The sequence below is a fragment of the Flavobacterium sp. HBTb2-11-1 genome (genome assembly GCF_009826975.1).
In the GTDB taxonomy this organism is placed as follows: domain Bacteria; phylum Bacteroidota; class Bacteroidia; order Flavobacteriales; family Flavobacteriaceae; genus Flavobacterium.
Genome location: NZ_WUMO01000008.1, coordinates 87,168 through 106,612, shown reverse-complemented (window position 1 = coordinate 106,612; position 19,445 = coordinate 87,168). Strand labels below are relative to the sequence as shown.

The following is a 19,445-nucleotide window of genomic DNA, read 5'->3' as shown; positions in this document are numbered from 1 at the left end:
TCGTGGCTAAAAAAAAACTTAGCAGCTTAGATTGTCTTAATCTCCATAATCTTCTGCTCAAAAGTATCTTTAAAATCAGATTTGCTTTTAATTCTGGTTTTGTACGTGTAAATGGTAGCTACAGAAAGTTCCAGAAATTCAGCCATTTGACTGCTGTCTTGGATTCCTAACCTGTATAAAGCAAAAATTCGTAATTCGGTATTCAAAAGCTCGCCTTTTTTGACAATGCATTTATGATCGTTCGGGAATAATTTATTGAAATCCGTTACGAATGTAGGGAACAGCTTCAAGAAGATTTCATCGAACTGATGGAACAGGTTTTCTCGTTCTTCTTTTACATTATAGCGTTTCAAACTCGCAATAACTTCATCTGTTTTTTTGGTGATGATTTTATGAAGCGTACTTTTCTGGATATGATCTATTTTATTGATGAAAGCCGAAGTAGCTTTGATAAAATAAGTAATATATTCTTCTTTAATTGCATTGGCTTCGCTCAAACTCACATTCATTTCCTGCAATTGCAAATACGAATCGGCCATGATTTTTCTCGCTTTGTTTTTTTCTTTTAATTGCTTGAAAATAATGCCGAGAAAAACAAAAATAATGACCGTTAAGATTGTCAAAAGAATAATAATTTTTTCCAGCTTATCATTCTTATCCTTTACATTATTTAGCTGTGCTTTTTCGATAATAGGTAAAATGGACGAAATCTCAATTTTTCGATGTCTTGCATTATAAAAAGTGGCATCATCCATTGCGATGTTGATGTATTCGTTTGCTTTATCCAAATAACCCATTTTAAAGAGTTCGTTGGCTAAATTTCGAAGCGCTACGGTTTCTTTCGTAGCATTTTTAACATCGGCAATTGCGGCGAGAGCCAGGTATTGAATGGCTTTTTTGGTATAACCTCTTTCGGAATAAATATAACCAAGGCTCGAAGTTGCGATTCCATAATAGTCTGGAGGCAGATTATAGTTGTTAATCCAATAGCTGAAAGCAAATTCGGCGCCTCTCCAGTCTTGTTGTTTTAAGCGTTTCAAACTTTCTGCCGCCCAATATTCATTGGTATTTGTTCCGATTAATTCTAAAGCTTTTTTAAGAAAATGGTTTCCTTGCTGTATATAATGAATATTAAAACGCTGATCACTGCTATAATCGGCCAAATCATAATAAGCACGCGCTTTGATGCTGTAATATTCAAATTTATTTTTGATCTCTAATTGGCTTTCATCAACCACATTTAAAGTATCAATTGCTTCTTTAAAAAGTCCAGAAGAAAGGAGGACGAAGCCTTCTTTTATTCGGCTTTTGGCTAAATGTTTTGGGTTTTTTAAAACTTTTGCTTTGATTTTTGCCTGATCTAAATAATAATACGCCGAATCATATTTAAAAGATTTGTATTCGTCAAACAATGACATATAGCAATTGTATAGTTCTTCATTATTCTGACTAAGGGTAAACTTTGATATATTTTTCTTTAAAGATTCAATTTTTCGATATTTCTGTTTCAGATAAACCTCTTTTTTCAAGAGCGCTTGATCTAATTCTTCTAAATAAGGATTTGTCTCTTTTGCAGTAAGAGAAAAAATGCCTAGGAAGAAAAACAGCATCCATATTCTTTGCATGATTTGTTTTGGTTTAGGGAAAAAGGTTGGTTGATAGATATAATTAGTTAATAGGTTTTAAAAATAAGAATAAGTTTGAGATTAAGCTAAACCTGTTTTTTTAAGTGTTGTAAAATGTTTAATAACATCGCTTTAAAGGGGATTTTCAAGGTGAAAATAAGCTGTAAATGTTAAAAACAGGTAAATTATTTGCAATTATACAATAAAAAGTGGTTATATATATACATAGTAAAAAAAATATACTTATTATTTTACATATTGTCATTTTTACCATTTAAAAATCGCTACTTTTTATCTTAACACTATCTTGATTTTTTGTTTATGTTTAAAATTTTAAGCTGTTGACTTTTAAGTGCTTAAGTGTTTTGTTGTTTGAATTTTATCTTGATTTTTCTCAGATTTTTTTTTTAGGATTTATTTAAGGTCTAGTTTCGCTGTATCCTTTTGAAGGGGATAACAAACTAACGAAAACCAAAAATTTATGAAATGTAAAAGTCTTTATTGGCTAGCTTTTATGATGTGTTTCTTTGCTATCGGATGCGATAACACAGATGACGGAAGCTACGTAGAACCGATTACTCTTTATGAAAAAGTAAATGGAAATTGGGGATTAACAAATCTGAAAATGGTTGATGAAGTTGCGAAAGCAAATAAGATCGAACCAAACGAAGAAAACTTGAGTACTTATTTTAACTACGAAGATTTTAAAATCAAATTTAACGTAGATGAAAAGAACAATCCAACAAGTTATGAAGTAACAGGAGATGTCCCTCCGTTATTTGCTCCTAAAGGATATTGGGCATTAAGCTCAGATTTTCAGCAGACCAATGGTGTTGGAACAAAAATCTATTTGTACAGCGATGCTCAAAAAACGCAGAAAACAGATGAATTGAGATTAGTTTCAGTTCCAGGTAAAACCAAAGAAATGCAGATTCAATTGACACATGCTTCTGGAGGTGTAGATTTTGTGTCTTATGTGTTTAAATTAAATGCTATTAATTAAAAAGTAACATGAAAAAGTTTATATATACAATTTTACTTGCCTTGTTGATGGCTCCTAATTTTATTCAGGCACAAGAAGCCGCTGGAGCTGTAGGGCCTATATCGTCATTTCCTGTTGTGTACAAATATGATGAACAGGTTACGTGGTATTTTGACATGTCGGCGTCGACATTTGCTGAAACAGAAGATTTATACATCTGGATTTGGTCTCCATCTGAACCAGATGCTGGACACTGGGAAAACTCTTCTGACTTTGCAAAATTAAAGTATGAAGGAAATAAAATCTGGAGTTTTACTTTAACTCCAACAGTTTATTTTTCTAAAACTCCAGAACAAATAGCTAAGAGCGATGGATTTTGGTTTCGTTTGAAAAACAAAAACGGATCTAAACAGAGCGATGTTGCCAATGTGCCATATACTGATTTTTCATCTTTTTATACAGCAAATGAGTTAATCAGATCTTATCCGTCCAAACCTTTGATTGATAAACCGGTAAGTATTTTATTCAATTCAAATTTAAAAGATGGTTTTGCAGGTGTGCCAAGTGTTCACTTTCATAGTGGTCTAAACAACTGGGCTGTTTTGCAAGAATATCAGGCTTGGATTCCAGAAGTTTCTGAAAAGACAAAATTGAAAGATCTTGGAAATGGTTTCTACAGAATGGATTTGATTCCACAGCAATACTACAATACCGAGCCAGGTTTTGTGATGGAAAACATCACTTTCCTTATGGTAGCAAAAGATTGGACCACAAATTCTGGCGATCAGATTATTTATGCCGGAGAATTTATTCCGCCGCCGCCGCCAAGTTTTGCTTTCTTTCCATCACAAATTAGCCAAAAGGATTTTCTTGGAATGTCGCGAAAAAATAACGAGGTAGGGGTAAACAAATTGATCTACACGATTACAGCTGGACCAAAAACGATTTCTGGTGAGTTTACAGGGGGAACTTCAGAAATTAAAGGTTTTGTCAATTTAGTTTCAGAACTAAATGGAGTTCCAAATTTAAGTGAAATCCACGTTTTGGTAAAAGATAATAAAGACAAAACGATTTCGGATACGACGATTCCGCTTAAAACTTTAGATAAATAATCACTATTAAATTAAAACACCAATTCTAATGAATAGTAAAAATAAAAAAAGCGTCCTGCATCAAATGTGGACTGCTAAAGGAGCGGTATTGATGATTTTTATGCTTTTTCTTTCTGCCAGCACTTTCGCGCAGACGAAAAAACAAATCTCAGGAACCGTTTATGACAATACAGGTACGGTATTGCCGGGAGCTTCTATCATTGAAGTAGGAACAAAAAACGGAACTACAACAGATTTTGATGGTAAATTCAGTCTTCAGGTAGCCGTAGGAGGTGCAATTGAAGTTTCGTTTATCGGATCAACAACACAGAAAATCCAAATTACCGGAAGTACTTCTAACGTTGAGGTTCGTCTGCAAAATGACGGCTATACTTTAGCAGAAGTTCAAGTAGTTTCTGTGGGTTATGGAAAGGTGAAAAAATCAGATTTGACAGGAGCAATTTCGACTGTTGGAGCAGATGATTTAGTAAAAGGAAACATTTCTTCTACAGAGCAGGTTTTGCAAGGAAAAGTAGCGGGATTGAATATTATTCGTCCTTCTGGAGATCCTGCGGCGGGTTCTACAATCCGTCTTCGTGGAGGAACTTCTTTAACAGCAAGCAATAGTCCGCTAATCGTTGTGGATGGAATTGCTGGTGTTGACATAAACGTGGTTCAACCTTCAGACATTAAATCGGTGGACGTTCTTAAAGATGCTTCGGCAACTGCAATCTACGGTTCTCGTGGTGCAAACGGAGTAATCATGATTACAACAAAATCTGGAACAAAAGGAGTTTCTGTTGTATACAACGGACAAACTGGGATAGGTTACGTAAATGATAACTTAGATTTATTATCTGCAAATCAATGGAGAGGATATGTTCGTCAGAATCAAATTGCAGACGCGGTTGATTATGGTGCAAATACAAACTGGCAAAAAGCAATTGAGCAGACGGCAATTTCTCAGTCTCATACTTTAAGCATCAATTCTGGAAAAGCAGATAGCGGTTTTAGAACTTCGCTTTCTTACCTAAACAACGAAGGCGTTATTAAAAAGTCAGGTTTAGAAAGATTAAGCGGCAATGTTAGCGCTTACCAATTTTTGGGAGACAACAAGGAAGTAAAATTTGATATGGGTTTATTTGCAAATATTGACAAATGGCATCCAATCGATTACAGAATTTTTGAAAGAGCATACAACTTAAATCCGACAATTCCAGTTTACGATGCCAACGGAAATTTTAGTGTGGTAACAGGAAATATTTACGAAAATCCAGTTGAGATTTTAACTAACAGAACTTTCGATAATGAGAGACACAGACTTTTAGGTTATTTTAAAACAGATGTAAAATTCTTGAATGACTTTACTGCTACAGCGAATATTTCGTTAGAACATAATGCTGTAAAAGGAGGCACTTACAAACCATCTTATGCGGTTATGGAAGGACAGACTGAAGGCGGTTTTGCACAAAGAACGTATGCAGAATATACCAATGCACAAGGTGAACTTTATGTAAACTACAGCAAAGTGATCGACAAACATAACATTAGTGCTTTAGCCGGTTATTCTTACCTTGAAAATATCTACGAAGGTTTTGGAGCGCAAAGAGGCGGATTTGTAACAGATGCTTTCAGCTATAACAATTTAGGAGCTGGTTACAATTACCGTTTGAGTGATGTTTATTCATACAAAGGAAAATCAAATTTAGTTTCTTTCTATGCTCGTGCTAACTACGGTTACGATGGCAAATATTTATTGACAGCAACGGTAAGACGTGATGGATCTAGCCGTTTTGGAGAAAACAATAAATGGGGAACTTTTCCATCTGCTTCTGCTGCGTGGAGAATTTCTAACGAAGAATTTATGGAATCTTCAAAAGGATGGTTGGATAATTTAAAACTTAGAGTAGGATACGGAGTTACAGGAAATCAGGACGGAATTGGTGAGTACAAATCACTTTCTATTTTGGGAGTTGGAAACGACAGTTACTACGATCCAGTTACAAAAACTTGGAGTTTGGCTTATTCTCCAAAACAAAACCCGAATCCTGACTTGAAATGGGAATCTACAGAACAAGTTAATATTGGTTTCGATTTTGGACTTTTCAACAGAATTACAGGATCTTTTGAATGGTATTCTAAAACAACCAAAGATTTATTATATACGTATGAAGTGCCTCAGCCACCATATTTAGTAGGAACAATGCTGGCAAACGTTGGTGAAATGTCAAACAAAGGGGTAGAGTTAACTTTGAATGCTGATATTATTCGAGGAGATAAATTCAATTGGAATGCTAATTTAACTCTTGGACACAACGTTCAGAAAATTGAAAAACTGTCAAACCCAACCTATAAAACAGATGTTATCTATAGCGGATCTCTTCATGGTTTAGCAGGTATGTCTGGACAATATTCTCAAATCATTGCTGAAGGATATCCTGTCGGAACTTTCTGGGGATTCAAAAATGCTGGTTTAGATGCTAACGGAAAAATTCAGTATTACAATGCAGCAGGACAAGTTGTTGAGGAAAGCGCTTTGGTTGATGCAGACAAAACAGATTTGGGAAACATTCAGCCAGATTTGACTTTAGGTATCGGAATGAATTTTACTTACGGAAATTTTGATCTTGGATTTTCTGGATACGGAATGTTTGGCCAGAAAGCTTTAAATGCTACCAACATGATGTTAAACGACCCGAACAGACTGCCTGCTTTTAATGTGCCAGATTCTTTCTTAAGTAGCGGTATTACTTCTGCCCCTAAGTATTCTGATTACTGGATTGAAGATGCTTCTTTCTTTAGACTTCAGACTTTGACTTTTGGTTATACTTTGCCATTGAAATACAAGAAATCTAAATTTAGAATGTATGTAATGGGAGAAAACTTATTTGTAATTACAGGTTACAAAGGTGTAGATCCAGAAATTGGCTTAAATGCTCAAGATGGTACAGATCAAACCGGATTGGCAGCTCCTGGTATTGATAAATACAACAATTATCCTCGACCAACTACAATTTCTGTTGGACTAAATTTTACGCTGAATAACTAAGCGAATTGATAACCATAAAATATTAAAAATGAAAATCAAAATAACAGCAGCCCTACTTTTAAGCATGCTTTTTACGGTATCATGTACTGATTTGGACGAACAGTTGTATAATCAGGTAGAAGACGGAAATTTTGGAAACACAACCAAAGAAATTGATGCGCTGGTAGGTGGAGCTTATTCTTCGTTAAGAGGATTCTCCGATGCAATCTCAAATAATTTTCCAACTTGCGAATATGTTTTCTTTTTGAATGAAGTAGTTTCAGATGAAGCTACAATTCCGACAAGAGGTACAAACTGGTACGATGGAGGACAATATCAAGATGCTCAAAAACATACTTGGAAATCCGATAACAGAATGATTCTTTCGGCTTGGCGATACAATTATACCGGAATCGCTAAAATCAACGCTATTATTTATCAGATCAATAAATCATCTTTGTCAGATAAAGCAAAAGCGCCAATCTTTGCCGAATTAAAAGCGCTTAGAGCCTATTACTACTACAATCTTTTAGATTTGTTCGGAAATGTGCCAATTGTAACCAATTTTGAGGATACAGACCTTCCGTCTAATTCAACAAGGAAACAAGTGTATGATTTTGTCGAAAAAGAGTTAACAGATGCTATTCCGTATTTAAATCCAAATGTGGTGTATTCTAAATTCACTAGAAACGTAGCATATGCTGTTTTAGCTAGACTATATTTAAATTCAGAAGCATTTATAGGTCAGCCGCGTTGGCAGGATTGTTTAGATATGTGCCAGAAAATTACAGGTTACAGCTTAACACCAGATTTCTTCGCCAATTTCGTGACAGAAAACCAAACTTCTCCTGAAATTATTTTTGCAATCCCTTACGATTCAAAAGCAGGAACAGTTGGAAATTACATGAACTCAATGTCTTGCCACTACAACCAAAAATTGGCTATTTCTGCAATACCAAACAATTATCCTTGGAGTGCAAACGGAATGTGCGCGCAGCCGGGCGTTTACTCAGCTTTTGCAGACACAGACAAAAGAAAAAAATGTATGCTAGAAGGCGATCAAATCAATCTTGCAACAGGTTCTGTGATTATGATGGACAACGGAGAACCGTTAACCTATACAGAGAATCTGACAAGTTTAGAAGATGCAAAAGAGAATGAAGGGGTTCGTTTGGCAAAATATGAAATGAAAGCAGGAGAACAATGGGAGCGTGATCATGATTTTGTATTAATCCGTTATGCAGAAATCTTGATGATGCAGGCAGAATGTTACGTTCGTTTAGGTTCGCCAGATTTAGCTAGACCATTTGTACAGCAAGTGGCGTCTCGTGCAGGCGAAGAATTGCCTGCAACAATTGACCTTGCGTTCATAGATCAAGAGTTGTTGAAAGAATTTACATTTGAAGGGAGAAGAAGAACAGATAATATCCGTTTCGGAACGTTCTTCCAACCGTGGTGGTCAAAAGGTACAACGGAGAAATATAGAGCAATTTTCCCAATCCCAAGTACCGTTTTAACTACTAACAAAAACTTAAAACAAAATCCTGGGTATCCAAATTAGGTTACTAGAATGTCAGTCTTCCATGTTGGTTAGTCGTGGAAGGCTGACATGTTTTTAAATGTTGCATTAAATAGATCGACAGTGCTTAAAATATGTTTAACACATAGAAACATAGGTTTTTATGTGTAAAAAAGGAAAAGGAAAGAAACTAGTTTCTCACACATAGTCCCGATAGCTATCGGGATGTATTTATGTAAGTGAAAAGCCTTTTTCTAAGTTTCAAAAAGCTATGTTTCTATGTGTTTAAATTATTAAGTAAATAAAATAGTATCTCAATATGAAAAGATATATCACATCGTTGGTTTTCGGTTTGATGAGCATTGTGATGGCTGCCGGCTGCAGCAGCGATGACAAAGGGCCAGACAAACCAGTAGAACCAGAAAAAACAGTACCTGTTGCGATTGAGAAAACCAACAGCACCAAGATTTATATGCACTATATGCCGTGGTTTGAAACCAACGAAAGTAGTGCCGATAAAAAATGGGGATATCATTGGACAATGGCAAACAAAAATCCGAACAATATAGGAGCAAATGGCCGAAGAGAAATTGCATCGTATTATTATCCGCTGATTGGACCTTATCACTCAGGCGATAAAAATGTGATTGAGAATCATTTGCTGTTGATGAAATATTCAGGAATTGATGGAGTTTTGATCGACTGGTATGGCACTTACGATGTAAATGATTATAGAATGGTTAAAGAAAATACAGATCAGCTTATTGAAATGCTTGACAAAGTAGGTTTGGAATATGCCATTGTATACGAAGATCGATTTTTGACGAATGTTGTCAATGCAGGAAAGGCAATTTCAGTAACTGGTGCAGCAAAAACAGATCTGGCTTATGTAGAAAAGAATTATTTTTCTGATGCTAATTATATTAAGATCAATGGCAAACCGCTTTTAATGAATTTTGGACCAATTGTTCTAAAGACCCCAGCTGAATGGACAAATGTCTTTAATACTTTAACAGCAAAACCAACTTTCTTGACACTTTGGGATCACTCTTCAATGGCAGGAGAAAATGCTTCTGGTGAATATGCTTGGGTATACAAAGACAACAGTTACCTCACAAATTTCTATACCAATACCAAACCAAAATTGAGCGTAGCAATGGGAAGTGCTTATCCAGGTTTTAAAGACTTTTATGCTGAAGGCGGAGGTGGCGCAGCGATAGGTTGGACGATTGATCATAACAATGGAGCAACGCTTGATGAAACTCTTGCTTTAGCAAAAAATGCCAATGTAAATTACCTGCAGCTGATTACGTGGAATGATTTCGGAGAAGGAACCATGATGGAGCCAACAGTGGAGTTTGGCTATTCTTTTATCGAAAAAATAAAAACTTTCTCTGGAGTAAAAAATACAGAAAGCGTATTTCCAGATATCAGCAAATTGTATGATTTACGCGTACAGAAAAAAGGAAATGTCGAAATCCAGAAAAAACTCGACCAAGCGTTTAATTATTTTGTTTCGATGCAGCCAGCAAAAGCAAAACAAGTAATAAACGAAATAAAATAGAGCTGTAATTAATACAATTTAAATAATGAAAAACAGAAAATATAGATACTGTCTTGTGGCATTCGCATCAATGCTGATTATGGCCTGCAGTACTAAAAAAACGTATAAAATCAGTTCTCCTGAAAAAATATCTGAATTAACCTTTGAATTGACACCTTCTGGACAACCGCAATACAGTTTTTCTTCTAATGGAAAATCGGTTATTGAGCCTTCTCTCATGGGATTTGAATTTCAAGGTTTAGCAAAAATGACTGATGGTTTTGAAGTCGTTTCGACAGAAGAAAAATCGGCAGATGAAACTTGGGAACAGCCTTGGGGCGAATTCAAAAAAGTAAGAGATCATCATAACGAACTGATTGTTCACTTAAAAGAAGCAAAAGGTGAGGAGCGTCTAGTTGATATCATTTTCAGGGTTTTTGATGATGGTGTCGGATTTCGTTATGAATTTCCAAAACAGCCTCATTTAGGAAAAGTAAAAATCTCTAATGAAGTAACGCAATTTACATTTAAAGACAACAATGACGTTTGGTGGATTCCAGTTCACCGCGAAAACAGTTATTACGAAAGCGAATACCGTAAAACGTTAATGAGTAAAACAGATACGATCAATACGCCAGCAACTTTTGAAACTAAAGACAAATTATATGTAGCCATTCATGAAGCCAACCTAACAGATTTTGCCTCAATGACGCTTTTGAAAACTACAGACAAACAATACAAAAGTGATTTAGTGCCGTGGGCTGATGGTGTAAAAGTATACGCAGAAACACCTTTTAAAACGCCTTGGAGAACTATTGTTGTGGGTAAAACTCCTGGTGAGGTAGCAACTTCAACCATTATGCTAAACCTGAACGAACCTTCAAAAATTGAAGATTTATCTTGGATCACTCCATCTAAATATATTGGAATTTGGTGGGGAATGCATTTGGAAAAATACACTTGGGGGCAAGGCCCTAAACACGGTGCCACGACCAAAAACACAAAAGAGTACATCGATTTTGCTGCGAAAAACGGTTTTGACGGAGTTTTGGTTGAAGGATGGAATGAAGGTTGGGATGGCGACTGGACCGCTGACGGCAATACATTTAGTTTTGTAAAAGCTTATCCGGATTTTAATTTGGAAGAAATTACAAAATATGCTGCCATGAAAAATGTTCGTTTAATCGGACATCATGAAACAGCTGGAGCAACCAAAAATTATGAAAACCAGTTGGAAGACGCGTTCAAATTGTATCAGAAAATGGGCGTGAATTCTGTTAAAACGGGTTATGTAAACAAATATTTGGACAAAAAAGAATGGCATGATAGCCAATATGGCGCTCGTCATTATAGAAAAGTAATCGAAACGGCGGCTAAATATCACATTATGATTGATAACCACGAACCGATGAAAGGAACGGGTTTACAGCGTACATATCCGAACTTCATGTCGCAAGAAGGCGGAAGAGGACAGGAATATAACGCATGGTCTGTAGACGGAGGAAATACGCCTGAGCATTTAACAACTCTGCCTTTTACAAGAATGCTTTCTGGACCATTTGATTATACACCAGGGAACTTCAATTTTGATTATAAAACGCCATCTGGAGCAAAAGTGCAAACCACTTTAGCAAATCAATTGGCATTGTATGTGATTATTTTCAGTCCGTTGCAAATGGCATCTGATTTACCTGAAAATTATGAAGGCAAACCAGAATTTCAATTCATAAAAGATGTGCCTTGCACTTGGTCTGACACGAAAGTTTTAGATTCTAAAATTGGAGAATACGCTACAATTGCCCGCAAAGATTGGGATGAAAAGAATTGGTATTTAGGCTCGATCACTAATAGAAATGCAAGAGATTTAAAAGTTGCCTTATCTTTTTTAGATAAGGACAAAGAATACGAAGCAGAAATCTACGCAGACGGACCTGGAGCAAATTATAAAACAAACCCATATCCTGTAGCAATCTCTAAACAAAAAGTAAACAGCAAAACTGTTTTAAACATCAAATTGGCAGCTGGCGGCGGAACAGCAGTAAAATTTTCTCCAATCGAAAAATAGTCTTTTAAGATTCTAAGTTTCTAAGAATCTAAGTTTATAAAGTTTTATTTTGAGTTAAGTTAAGTTAAGTTAAGTTAAGTTAAGTAAGTTTAAGTTTGGTAACAAACCCGATAGCTATAAAGTTATTGGGTTTGTTTTTGTATATCTATTTAACCGCAAAGAGCGCAAAGAATTACGCAAAGTTTTATTATTAAGCTTTTGCGAACTTGCTGTTTAAATTGCTCGCAAAGACGCAGAGTCGCAAAGTTTTTTTATATACTTTGCGACTCTGCGTCTTTGCGAGATAAAAAAAATTGCGTGCTTTGCGTAATTCTTTGCGCTCTTTGCGGTAGAAAAAACTTAGAACCTTAGTATCTCAGGATCTTAGAACCTCTATTTAGTTACCTTAACATGTTTTCCAAAAGTGTAAACAGCTGTTAGCGTTGGTCCGTTATAGCCCCATTTTAAGAAGCCGTTTAATCGATCTTGAACAGTATCAATTCTAAAATTCAGACCGGTATAACCCGCAGTAAGGCTGAAGTTTTTAACCACATTATATAATACCGATAAATTGTAGCTTATAATTCGTCCATCGGTTTCATCAATTTTTACGGCAAGATAATTTACGTTGGCATATAAACCCCAACGTTTTCCGAGAACAAATTCTCCCCATATTCCAACATCTGGCAGTGGGGCAGTAAAGTCAAAGCTATCATGATATTCTACACTTTGTGTATTCGCTTCTAATCGTAAGCCCAGATCTGCAAAAAGAACATGCGCCCCAATTAATAGACCGGCTTGGTATTTCGGTTTAGATAAAATAGCATAACCATAGGCAATTCTGGCAATCTGTACATTAAAAGTACCTTGAACCCTACCATCTACAGGATACGTATGATCTCCAAAATTAATATCTCTTTGCAGTGTTTTGGTTGCAGTTCGGTCCAGCACAAAATACTCAAAACCTAATCGTGATCTTTTAGAAATGCGCCAATCAAAAGTTCCCAAAAAAGACGCACTTGATTTAGTAAATCCTAAATCATTTTCCAGGTCAATTTCAGTTCCTATATTTCCGTTATTTCCTTCAACTTTAACCACAGTATTATTTACAGGAAAAAAACCACCGGCAGAAACTTTAAATTTTCTATTGTGCCAGGGCAGATCATCAACGCTATTATCTTGAAAATCGTCAGTTTCAGTTTTAAAAGTTGTTAAGTCTTCGTTTTTAGTGGCTTCAGCAATTGTCTGAGCATTTAGCGGAATCCAAAGGAGCATCATTACCAAAAAAATAAATAATTGTTTCATCAGATTAGTTTTTAAGTTTTTATTAGGTAATATTTAACAATTAAAGTTAGTAAAAATAATCGTTCATTTTTGTTTTTAAAGCCGAATTATTTTTATGAAGCAATTGTGTATCAATAAAATAAGGATTTTTATTAAAAATAGTTGACATGTCACTCTTTTTTGTAATTTTGCATCATGGAAAAAAAACATACCGATAAGGACAATTTTTCAAACTTTTGGAAAGAAGAAATATCAGACAGTTTCTTCTTTCAGATTCACCGTATCAAACGAGCAATTTTCAGACGAACAAATGCGTTAATGAATGAAGCAGGAATCACTTTACAGCTGGAACAATTGCCATTGTTAATGATTCTGCATCATAATAGTCTTTCGCAAAGAGAGCTGTCAGATAAAACAATGCGCGACAAATCTTCTATTTTAAGAAGTATTTCAGCATTAGAAAAAAAGAATTTGGTTGAAGTAGTAAAAGATAAAAAAGATAAGCGAAAAAATATTGTAAGTCTTACAAATGAGGGAATCGCATTGGCAAAAAACATTCGTTCTCTGATGAAAAGAGCAGAAGAGGAAGTAATGTCTGTTTTTTCTCCAAAAGAAAGAATCGAAGCGCTGAATGCTGTGAGATCGTATGCAGATAAGCTTGAAACGCTTTGATTTTTTTTGACTTTTAAAAGTTGACATATCAACTTATTTAGGGATAATTAGTATTTGGATAAATGAAAAAAAACGAATTGTTAGAAGGGCCAATCCTTTCTTCATTATTAAAATTAGCAGTCCCAATTATGATTGCTAATTTATTACAAGCCGCATATCAGTTGGTAGATGCTTTTTGGGTAGGGCGTTTGGGCGGAGATGCCGTTGCTGCGGTTTCTATAAGTACGCCTGTAATATTTTTAACCATCGCTTTAGGAACAGGACTGGCTATTGCGGGTTCTATCTTAATTGCACAGTATTTCGGTGCAGGAAACCAAAAAATGGTCAATCACGTTGCGGCGCAGACTTTGTCGATGGTAATTATAGTTTCTGTTTTCTTGTCGATTGTCGGGTATATTTTGAGTCCATATTTTTTATATCTGCTAAAGGTAGAACCTACAGTTTATGTCGATGCGTTAGGATTTATGCGTGTCGCGTTTGTCGGTTTGGTTTTTAGTTTCGGATTTATGATTTTCCAATCGATCATGCGTGGTGTTGGGCGCGTGACTTTGCCTGTTTATATAGTTTTAGGAACTGTTATTCTGAATTTTGCACTCGATCCGTTGTTTATTTACGGATGGAATTTTATTCCTGCTTTGGGTGTAAAAGGTGCTGCCTTAGCAACTTTATCGACACAGCTTCTGGCAATTATAATCGGATTTGCGATTTTATTTAGAGGAAATCACGGAATTCATCTTCGCATTGCCGATTTTAAACCTGATTGTAAACATATTAAAAGAGCTTTTGAAATTGGTTTTCCGTCTTCAATCGAGCAGTCTATGCGTGCTTTGGGAATGATGGCTATTACGTTTCTGATTGTTCGTTTCGGTACATTGACAGTGGCTTCTTATGGAGCAGGTTCCAATTTGATTCAGCTGATTTTAATTCCAGCTTTAGGTTTGTCTATGGCGATTGCCACTCTTGTAGGACAAAATATTGGAGCAGGGAATGTTACTCGTGCCGCCGAAATATCAAAGTTAGGAGCATATTTAGGTTTCGGATTATTGACTGGTCTAGGAATTATTGCTTTTATTTTTGCTCCGTATTTAATTGCCTTTTTTGTTCCAAACGATCAAGCAGTTATTGAAGGTGGAACAGAATTGCTAAGAATTACGTGTCTTTCTTGGGGATTTCTTGGTTTGCAGCTTTGTCTAACAGGCGTCTTTCGTGCTGTTGGAAATACCAAATTACCAATGATTCTAACTTTAGTTTCACAATGGGTAATTCAATTTCCGTTGGCTTATATTTTGTCTCATAATACTTCTTTGGGCAAAATTGGAATCTGGTGGGCTTTTCCGATTGCTTCTGTTATAACGGCTTTAATTACAGTAGCCATATATGCAAAAGGCGATTGGAAGAAGGAAAGATTGACCGGTAAAACCAATAAATTGATTGATAAGGTGGAAAGCGAAATTGTGAAGGAGGGATTTGATATTTCTAAATAAGGGGCTAAGATTCTGAGATTCTGAGATTCTGAGATGCTAGGGTTCTGAGGTTCTGAATTTTTTTGTAGAGCACTGCAGTGCATCTAACGAAAAATTGGCAGATTGGGGATATCCTAATTTTAGACGCACTGCAGTGCGTCTCTTCGGAAATTCTTTGTCGGTTAGTTTTATTGAATGGCTAAATGTTTTGGAAACTTGTTTTGAAAACGTGATGCGTGAGGGATGGGAATAAGCTGCCGAAGCAGCATGGACAGCCCGACAGCATTATAAAAAAAGGGCGAATATGCGGTTTGCTATGGTTTGCCCTTTTTTTATAATGGTGGCACGCCCAGATTATTATATTTTTATGAAAGAAAAAATAAATTTTAAGTATATTAGAAGCTTAGTATCTTAGCATCTCAGAACCTTAGCACCCTTAAAAAAATGACAAAAAATCTAAAGCGTTATTTCGTAAAATCTGTTATTGTATTAGCCTTAATTCATCTAGCTTACTTTTTATACGGTTATTTTACTTTTGAAGGGCTCAAGAATATTAATATCTATACCGAATTCTACCGATTTAAATTTTATGATGACGTTTCGATTTCTCATTTTTTTGTAAGCGGATTGTTTTTGCTTATTTTCTTGATTTTTCTGATTCGAAATCATTCGAGAGAAAATTATAAAGGTGGTAATCTTTTTAAAGTTGCCATTTGTCTGCTGCTGATTTCATTTTTGACTTTTTCATTTTTTATCAGTTACAGTTTCGGAATGAACGCTAAACTGAAAACAGAATTGTCTGAAAATGATTTTAATAATGACAAAAAACTTTTGAATGTTTTAAATCCGTTTTTGTATGGATATACTTCTTACAGTTCTGAGAAATTATTCAATTACGAGAACATTTTATATCCAAAACCATATCCTGTGATTAAGCAGGAAGATACCATTGTAACGGGCGAATATCCAATTACTGAAACCAGTTATTATAGTATCGATACCATAAAAGCGCTGACAAGCACTTTTGATAAAACAACCCATAAAGCAGATAGTATTTTTGATATTCTTGGTTTTGACAAAGAAGAGTTGTACAAAAGAGTTATCTCAAAAACAGTTATTGGCGATAGTACAGAAATTGTTTTTAAAGGCATTCAGGTTCATCCGGAACATGATAATGATATTTGTATTTTCTTGGAAAACAAATCTTTATTTAGTCCTGTTCATGGAGATTCTATTGGCAAACAAACTTACCAGGCTGCTGTAGATCGTTATAAATTACTGTATAATTCTAAGAAAGATTCGCTTACCTATACTTTTCAGAGATTAGACACGATTTTGAGAAAATACAACATAGAAACGAGTTTAGTTCCTAAGCAATTAACTCAAGATGTATATCATTACAGAGATAACCAAGATGAGCCGCTTAACGGAATTCGAAATACTTTTGATAGAAAAGCTTTAGCAGAAAAATTTAAGACGCTAAATAAGTTGTTTTACGAGCCTAATTACTTGCATCCGAATATTATGGCAATTTATTTTGCTGTAATCGTTTCGGTTTGGATGGCACTCTTTCTGTTTTATCTTATTTTTAATAGAAAGAAAAATCAGTAACAATATCAAAATTCAATGACAATGTCAAAAATCAATAATTAATTTAAAAAATTAAAAATTAAAATTGATATTGTATTTTGTCATTGTATTTGCCCTTGCTATTTAAACTCTGTGATAATCTGCTTTCCAGTGTACGATGGCTTTTTTGATTGCATCACCGGTTAGGTTGTTTTTTAAAACATCTTCTACAAGTGGAATCAATTCGTTGTCTGGCGCAAAACGTAAGGCAAATATCTGATCGTCTGTAAGTTTATATTCAAATTCTTCGAATCTTTTTCCAGTAAGGGTAAAATAGCGGTAACGCATTTCTAAACGTACAATTCTGTTTTGCAGCGTTAGCGCATAGTGCTGGCGAAGCATATAAGCCAATACAAACAGAAATACAAACGCTGCACTGATAAACGCCCATATTAAATGGTCTTCTGTTGTAATACTCAAATAAATGCTGGCAATTAAAAATAATATTAAAACAGGATAATATATAAAATGGTGTGGGGTGTAAAACCGTATATGATTATAATAAGTCTGAATTTTCATGTTTTTATCTTTAAATGGTAGCTTATAAAAACAAAACTACTCTATATTTCTATAGAGTAGCTTTTTCCCAAAAATAAACTAACATAACCAATGTTCTCTTTATAGACTAAACTTTTTACAGTTTGCTTTGTAAATTTTAATAAGAATAAAGCCTTTTCTTTTCGTGAATCAAATCTTCAATATGGCTTATTTTTCTTTGATGTAAAATTAGATTGAGAGCGGCTGTATTTTGTTATATTTTAAACGGAAAAAGTTACATGATTCCAATATTTGCATTGTAATTATATAAAATTATTGTCTTATAATAAGGTTTTAACGATGCTCCATTCGTTGAATTTATCTTGGAAAGCCTTACTAGCATTGGCAGGACTTGTTGATGGAAGTGTAAAAGTTTTATATTCTTTTGTTAAATGAACATATTTTTTAAAAAATGCTGCGGCTTTTTGCCCATTAAAAAGAATGGCTTCTATTTGTGTATGAGTTTCTAAGAAATTTTCAAAATCATTTGCAATTTCATTTTTTATGGCGCTGTCCAAACTTCCAACACGCTCGCAAAATTGTAAGACATCCCAAAGAGCGATATTATTTTTAATTAATAAGCTTTTTCGTATTTCGTAATCCTTCGAAAATTCTTCTCCAAGAATCTGAAACATAAATTTCCAAAAGTTATTCTGGTTATGGCCATAATATTGATTGAGTTCTAAAGATTTAGTTCCAGGCATCGTGCCTAAAATCAGAATTTTAGAAGTGGGAGAACTAATAGGAGCAAACGAAAAACTTTTCATACTTGTAAGTTGAATAAATATTGATTTACGTTAAAATAAACATTTATAAGGAATTATAAAACAAAACCAAAAAATTATATAACATTTTTGGCGGGTCTTTAAACGAACTTTGACTTTCAGATTTCTAGAAATAATCTGTTAGCAAATTATAATTTTAAATCCGGCGAACCATGAAAATTGTTACTATAAATACAGAAAAAACTCAAAATATATTTGATGAGCTTCAGACTAGTTTTGGCGGAAAGGTGGCTTTTGACTCAGACGAATACACATTAGAAGTTGAAAATAGTTTTGCTGAAGGTTCAATAATTGGCGCTTCTTTTAACGATAATATCTCTTACGTTCAATTTGACATGACATTTTCAACAGATATTAGACTAGATATTCTAAACGTAAAATCGTCGCCAATTTATTTTGCTTATTGTTCTAAAGGTAATTTATCGCATAGTTTTGGACTAAATGGTGAGGAGCGAAAACTCAAAACATTTCAGACGGCAATTGTTTCATCAAAACAAAATAAGGATAACGTTTTGTTTTTCGAGAAAGGAAAAAAAACAAAACTGACTTTAATTATTGTTGGAACTCAGATTGACGCTGCAAATCAGGCTCATTCTTTAAATCAGCAGGTAAAAGATACTTTTTTTGAAAATAACCAAACATCAGATTTCTTCTATATAGGATCTTATAATTTACAGATTGCCGAAAAAATCGAACAGCTTAATTCGATCACACAAACTGGAGTTGTTAGAAATTTATTGAAAGAAGGAATTATGAGAATCATTCTTGCGATGGAAATTCAACAACACTCTGATGACTTGCATGCTTTTGCAAACGAGTCAAACGGATTGACATTGAGAGAACTAGAAGAAATAAAAGAACTTTCTGAATTTATAAAATCAAATCCAGAAGAAGCTTTTTCAATTAAATCTTTGAGCAAAAAATCTGGACTTTCTCCAAATAAACTTCAAGAAGGTTTTAAAATGATCCATAATCGCACGGTCAACGATTACATTACGCACATGCGAGTGCTTAAAGCAGAAATTCTTATCAGAACTTCTGATCTAAATATTTCAGAAATAGTGTATTGCATTGGTTTTACCAGCAGAAGCTATTTCTCCAAAATTTTCAAACAAAAATTCAACTGCAGTCCAAAAGAATATAAGTTTAATTTGAATTCTTTGGCTATTACGGCCTAATGGGCGAAGTTGCTAAGGTTCTGAGACGCTAAGATTCTAAGCTTTTTTGCCATCTCAAAAAAATA

General features: G+C 34.7%; 14 protein-coding genes. 10 read left to right on the top strand and 4 right to left on the bottom strand.

The annotated features are described in order from the left end of the window. Positions 1 to 26 precede the first annotated feature (26 nt). Positions 27 to 1,625 (bottom strand): DUF6377 domain-containing protein, encoded by a 1,599-nt coding sequence (locus GR162_RS17910; protein WP_066034187.1) that lies wholly within the window; start codon positions 1,623 to 1,625, stop codon positions 27 to 29. Positions 1,626 to 2,106: 481 nt separating this feature from the next. Here GR162_RS17910 and GR162_RS17905 point away from each other — a divergent pair, with 481 nt between their 5' ends. From GR162_RS17905 to GR162_RS17880, 6 genes are all read left to right on the top strand, one after another. Continuing rightward, positions 2,107 to 2,628 (top strand): DUF5004 domain-containing protein, encoded by a 522-nt coding sequence (locus GR162_RS17905; protein WP_008467791.1) that lies wholly within the window; start codon positions 2,107 to 2,109, stop codon positions 2,626 to 2,628. An 8-nt stretch (positions 2,629 to 2,636) separates the two neighbouring features. Next, positions 2,637 to 3,719, top strand: a complete 1,083-nt coding sequence (locus tag GR162_RS17900) for a hypothetical protein (RefSeq protein ID WP_008467788.1) — start codon at positions 2,637 to 2,639, stop codon at positions 3,717 to 3,719. Positions 3,720 to 3,747: 28 nt separating this feature from the next. Beyond that, entirely contained in the window at positions 3,748 to 6,747 is a 3,000-nt protein-coding gene (locus GR162_RS17895) for a TonB-dependent receptor (protein ID WP_236940339.1), read from the top strand. A 28-nt stretch (positions 6,748 to 6,775) separates the two neighbouring features. After that, positions 6,776 to 8,287: a RagB/SusD family nutrient uptake outer membrane protein gene (locus tag GR162_RS17890; protein WP_008467783.1), complete on the top strand. Its 1,512-nt coding sequence runs from the start codon at positions 6,776 to 6,778 to the stop codon at positions 8,285 to 8,287. Positions 8,288 to 8,564: 277 nt separating this feature from the next. Beyond that, a complete protein-coding gene (locus tag GR162_RS17885) occupies positions 8,565 to 9,809 on the top strand; it encodes a glycoside hydrolase family 71/99-like protein (protein ID WP_160783231.1) in 1,245 nt (414 codons plus the stop codon). 25 nt (positions 9,810 to 9,834) lie between these two features. After that, on the top strand, positions 9,835 to 11,853 hold the full coding sequence (locus GR162_RS17880; protein ID WP_160783230.1) for a glycoside hydrolase family 97 protein: 2,019 nt from the start codon (positions 9,835 to 9,837) through the stop codon (positions 11,851 to 11,853). 372 nt (positions 11,854 to 12,225) lie between these two features. Here the strand turns inward: GR162_RS17880 and GR162_RS17875 are convergent, their stop codons facing one another. Beyond that, positions 12,226 to 13,137 carry a hypothetical protein gene (locus tag GR162_RS17875; protein ID WP_160783229.1) on the bottom strand — a complete coding sequence of 304 codons (912 nt, stop codon included), beginning with the start codon at positions 13,135 to 13,137 and terminating at the stop codon, positions 12,226 to 12,228. A gap of 174 nt (positions 13,138 to 13,311) precedes the next feature. Here GR162_RS17875 and GR162_RS17870 point away from each other — a divergent pair, with 174 nt between their 5' ends. The 3 genes from GR162_RS17870 to GR162_RS17860 all read left to right on the top strand — a co-directional run bounded on the left by GR162_RS17870 (position 13,312) and on the right by GR162_RS17860 (position 16,862). Beyond that, positions 13,312 to 13,788, top strand: a complete 477-nt coding sequence (locus tag GR162_RS17870; protein ID WP_160783228.1) for a MarR family winged helix-turn-helix transcriptional regulator — start codon at positions 13,312 to 13,314, stop codon at positions 13,786 to 13,788. A 62-nt stretch (positions 13,789 to 13,850) separates the two neighbouring features. Next, positions 13,851 to 15,272, top strand: a complete 1,422-nt coding sequence (locus tag GR162_RS17865; RefSeq protein WP_160783227.1) for an MATE family efflux transporter — start codon at positions 13,851 to 13,853, stop codon at positions 15,270 to 15,272. Between the two features lie 423 nt (positions 15,273 to 15,695). Next, positions 15,696 to 16,862, top strand: coding sequence for a hypothetical protein (locus tag GR162_RS17860; protein ID WP_160783226.1), 1,167 nt, complete (start codon positions 15,696 to 15,698; stop codon positions 16,860 to 16,862). A gap of 102 nt (positions 16,863 to 16,964) precedes the next feature. Here GR162_RS17860 and GR162_RS17855 read toward each other — a convergent pair whose 3' ends face one another. Beyond that, positions 16,965 to 17,399, bottom strand: a complete 435-nt coding sequence (locus GR162_RS17855; RefSeq protein WP_160783225.1) for a DUF6526 family protein — start codon at positions 17,397 to 17,399, stop codon at positions 16,965 to 16,967. Positions 17,400 to 17,698: 299 nt separating this feature from the next. After that, positions 17,699 to 18,184, bottom strand: a complete 486-nt coding sequence (locus GR162_RS17850) for a DNA-deoxyinosine glycosylase (RefSeq protein WP_160783224.1) — start codon at positions 18,182 to 18,184, stop codon at positions 17,699 to 17,701. Positions 18,185 to 18,354: 170 nt separating this feature from the next. Here GR162_RS17850 and GR162_RS17845 point away from each other — a divergent pair, with 170 nt between their 5' ends. Continuing rightward, positions 18,355 to 19,380, top strand: a complete 1,026-nt coding sequence (locus GR162_RS17845) for an AraC family transcriptional regulator (RefSeq protein ID WP_008467767.1) — start codon at positions 18,355 to 18,357, stop codon at positions 19,378 to 19,380. Positions 19,381 to 19,445 lie beyond the last annotated feature (65 nt).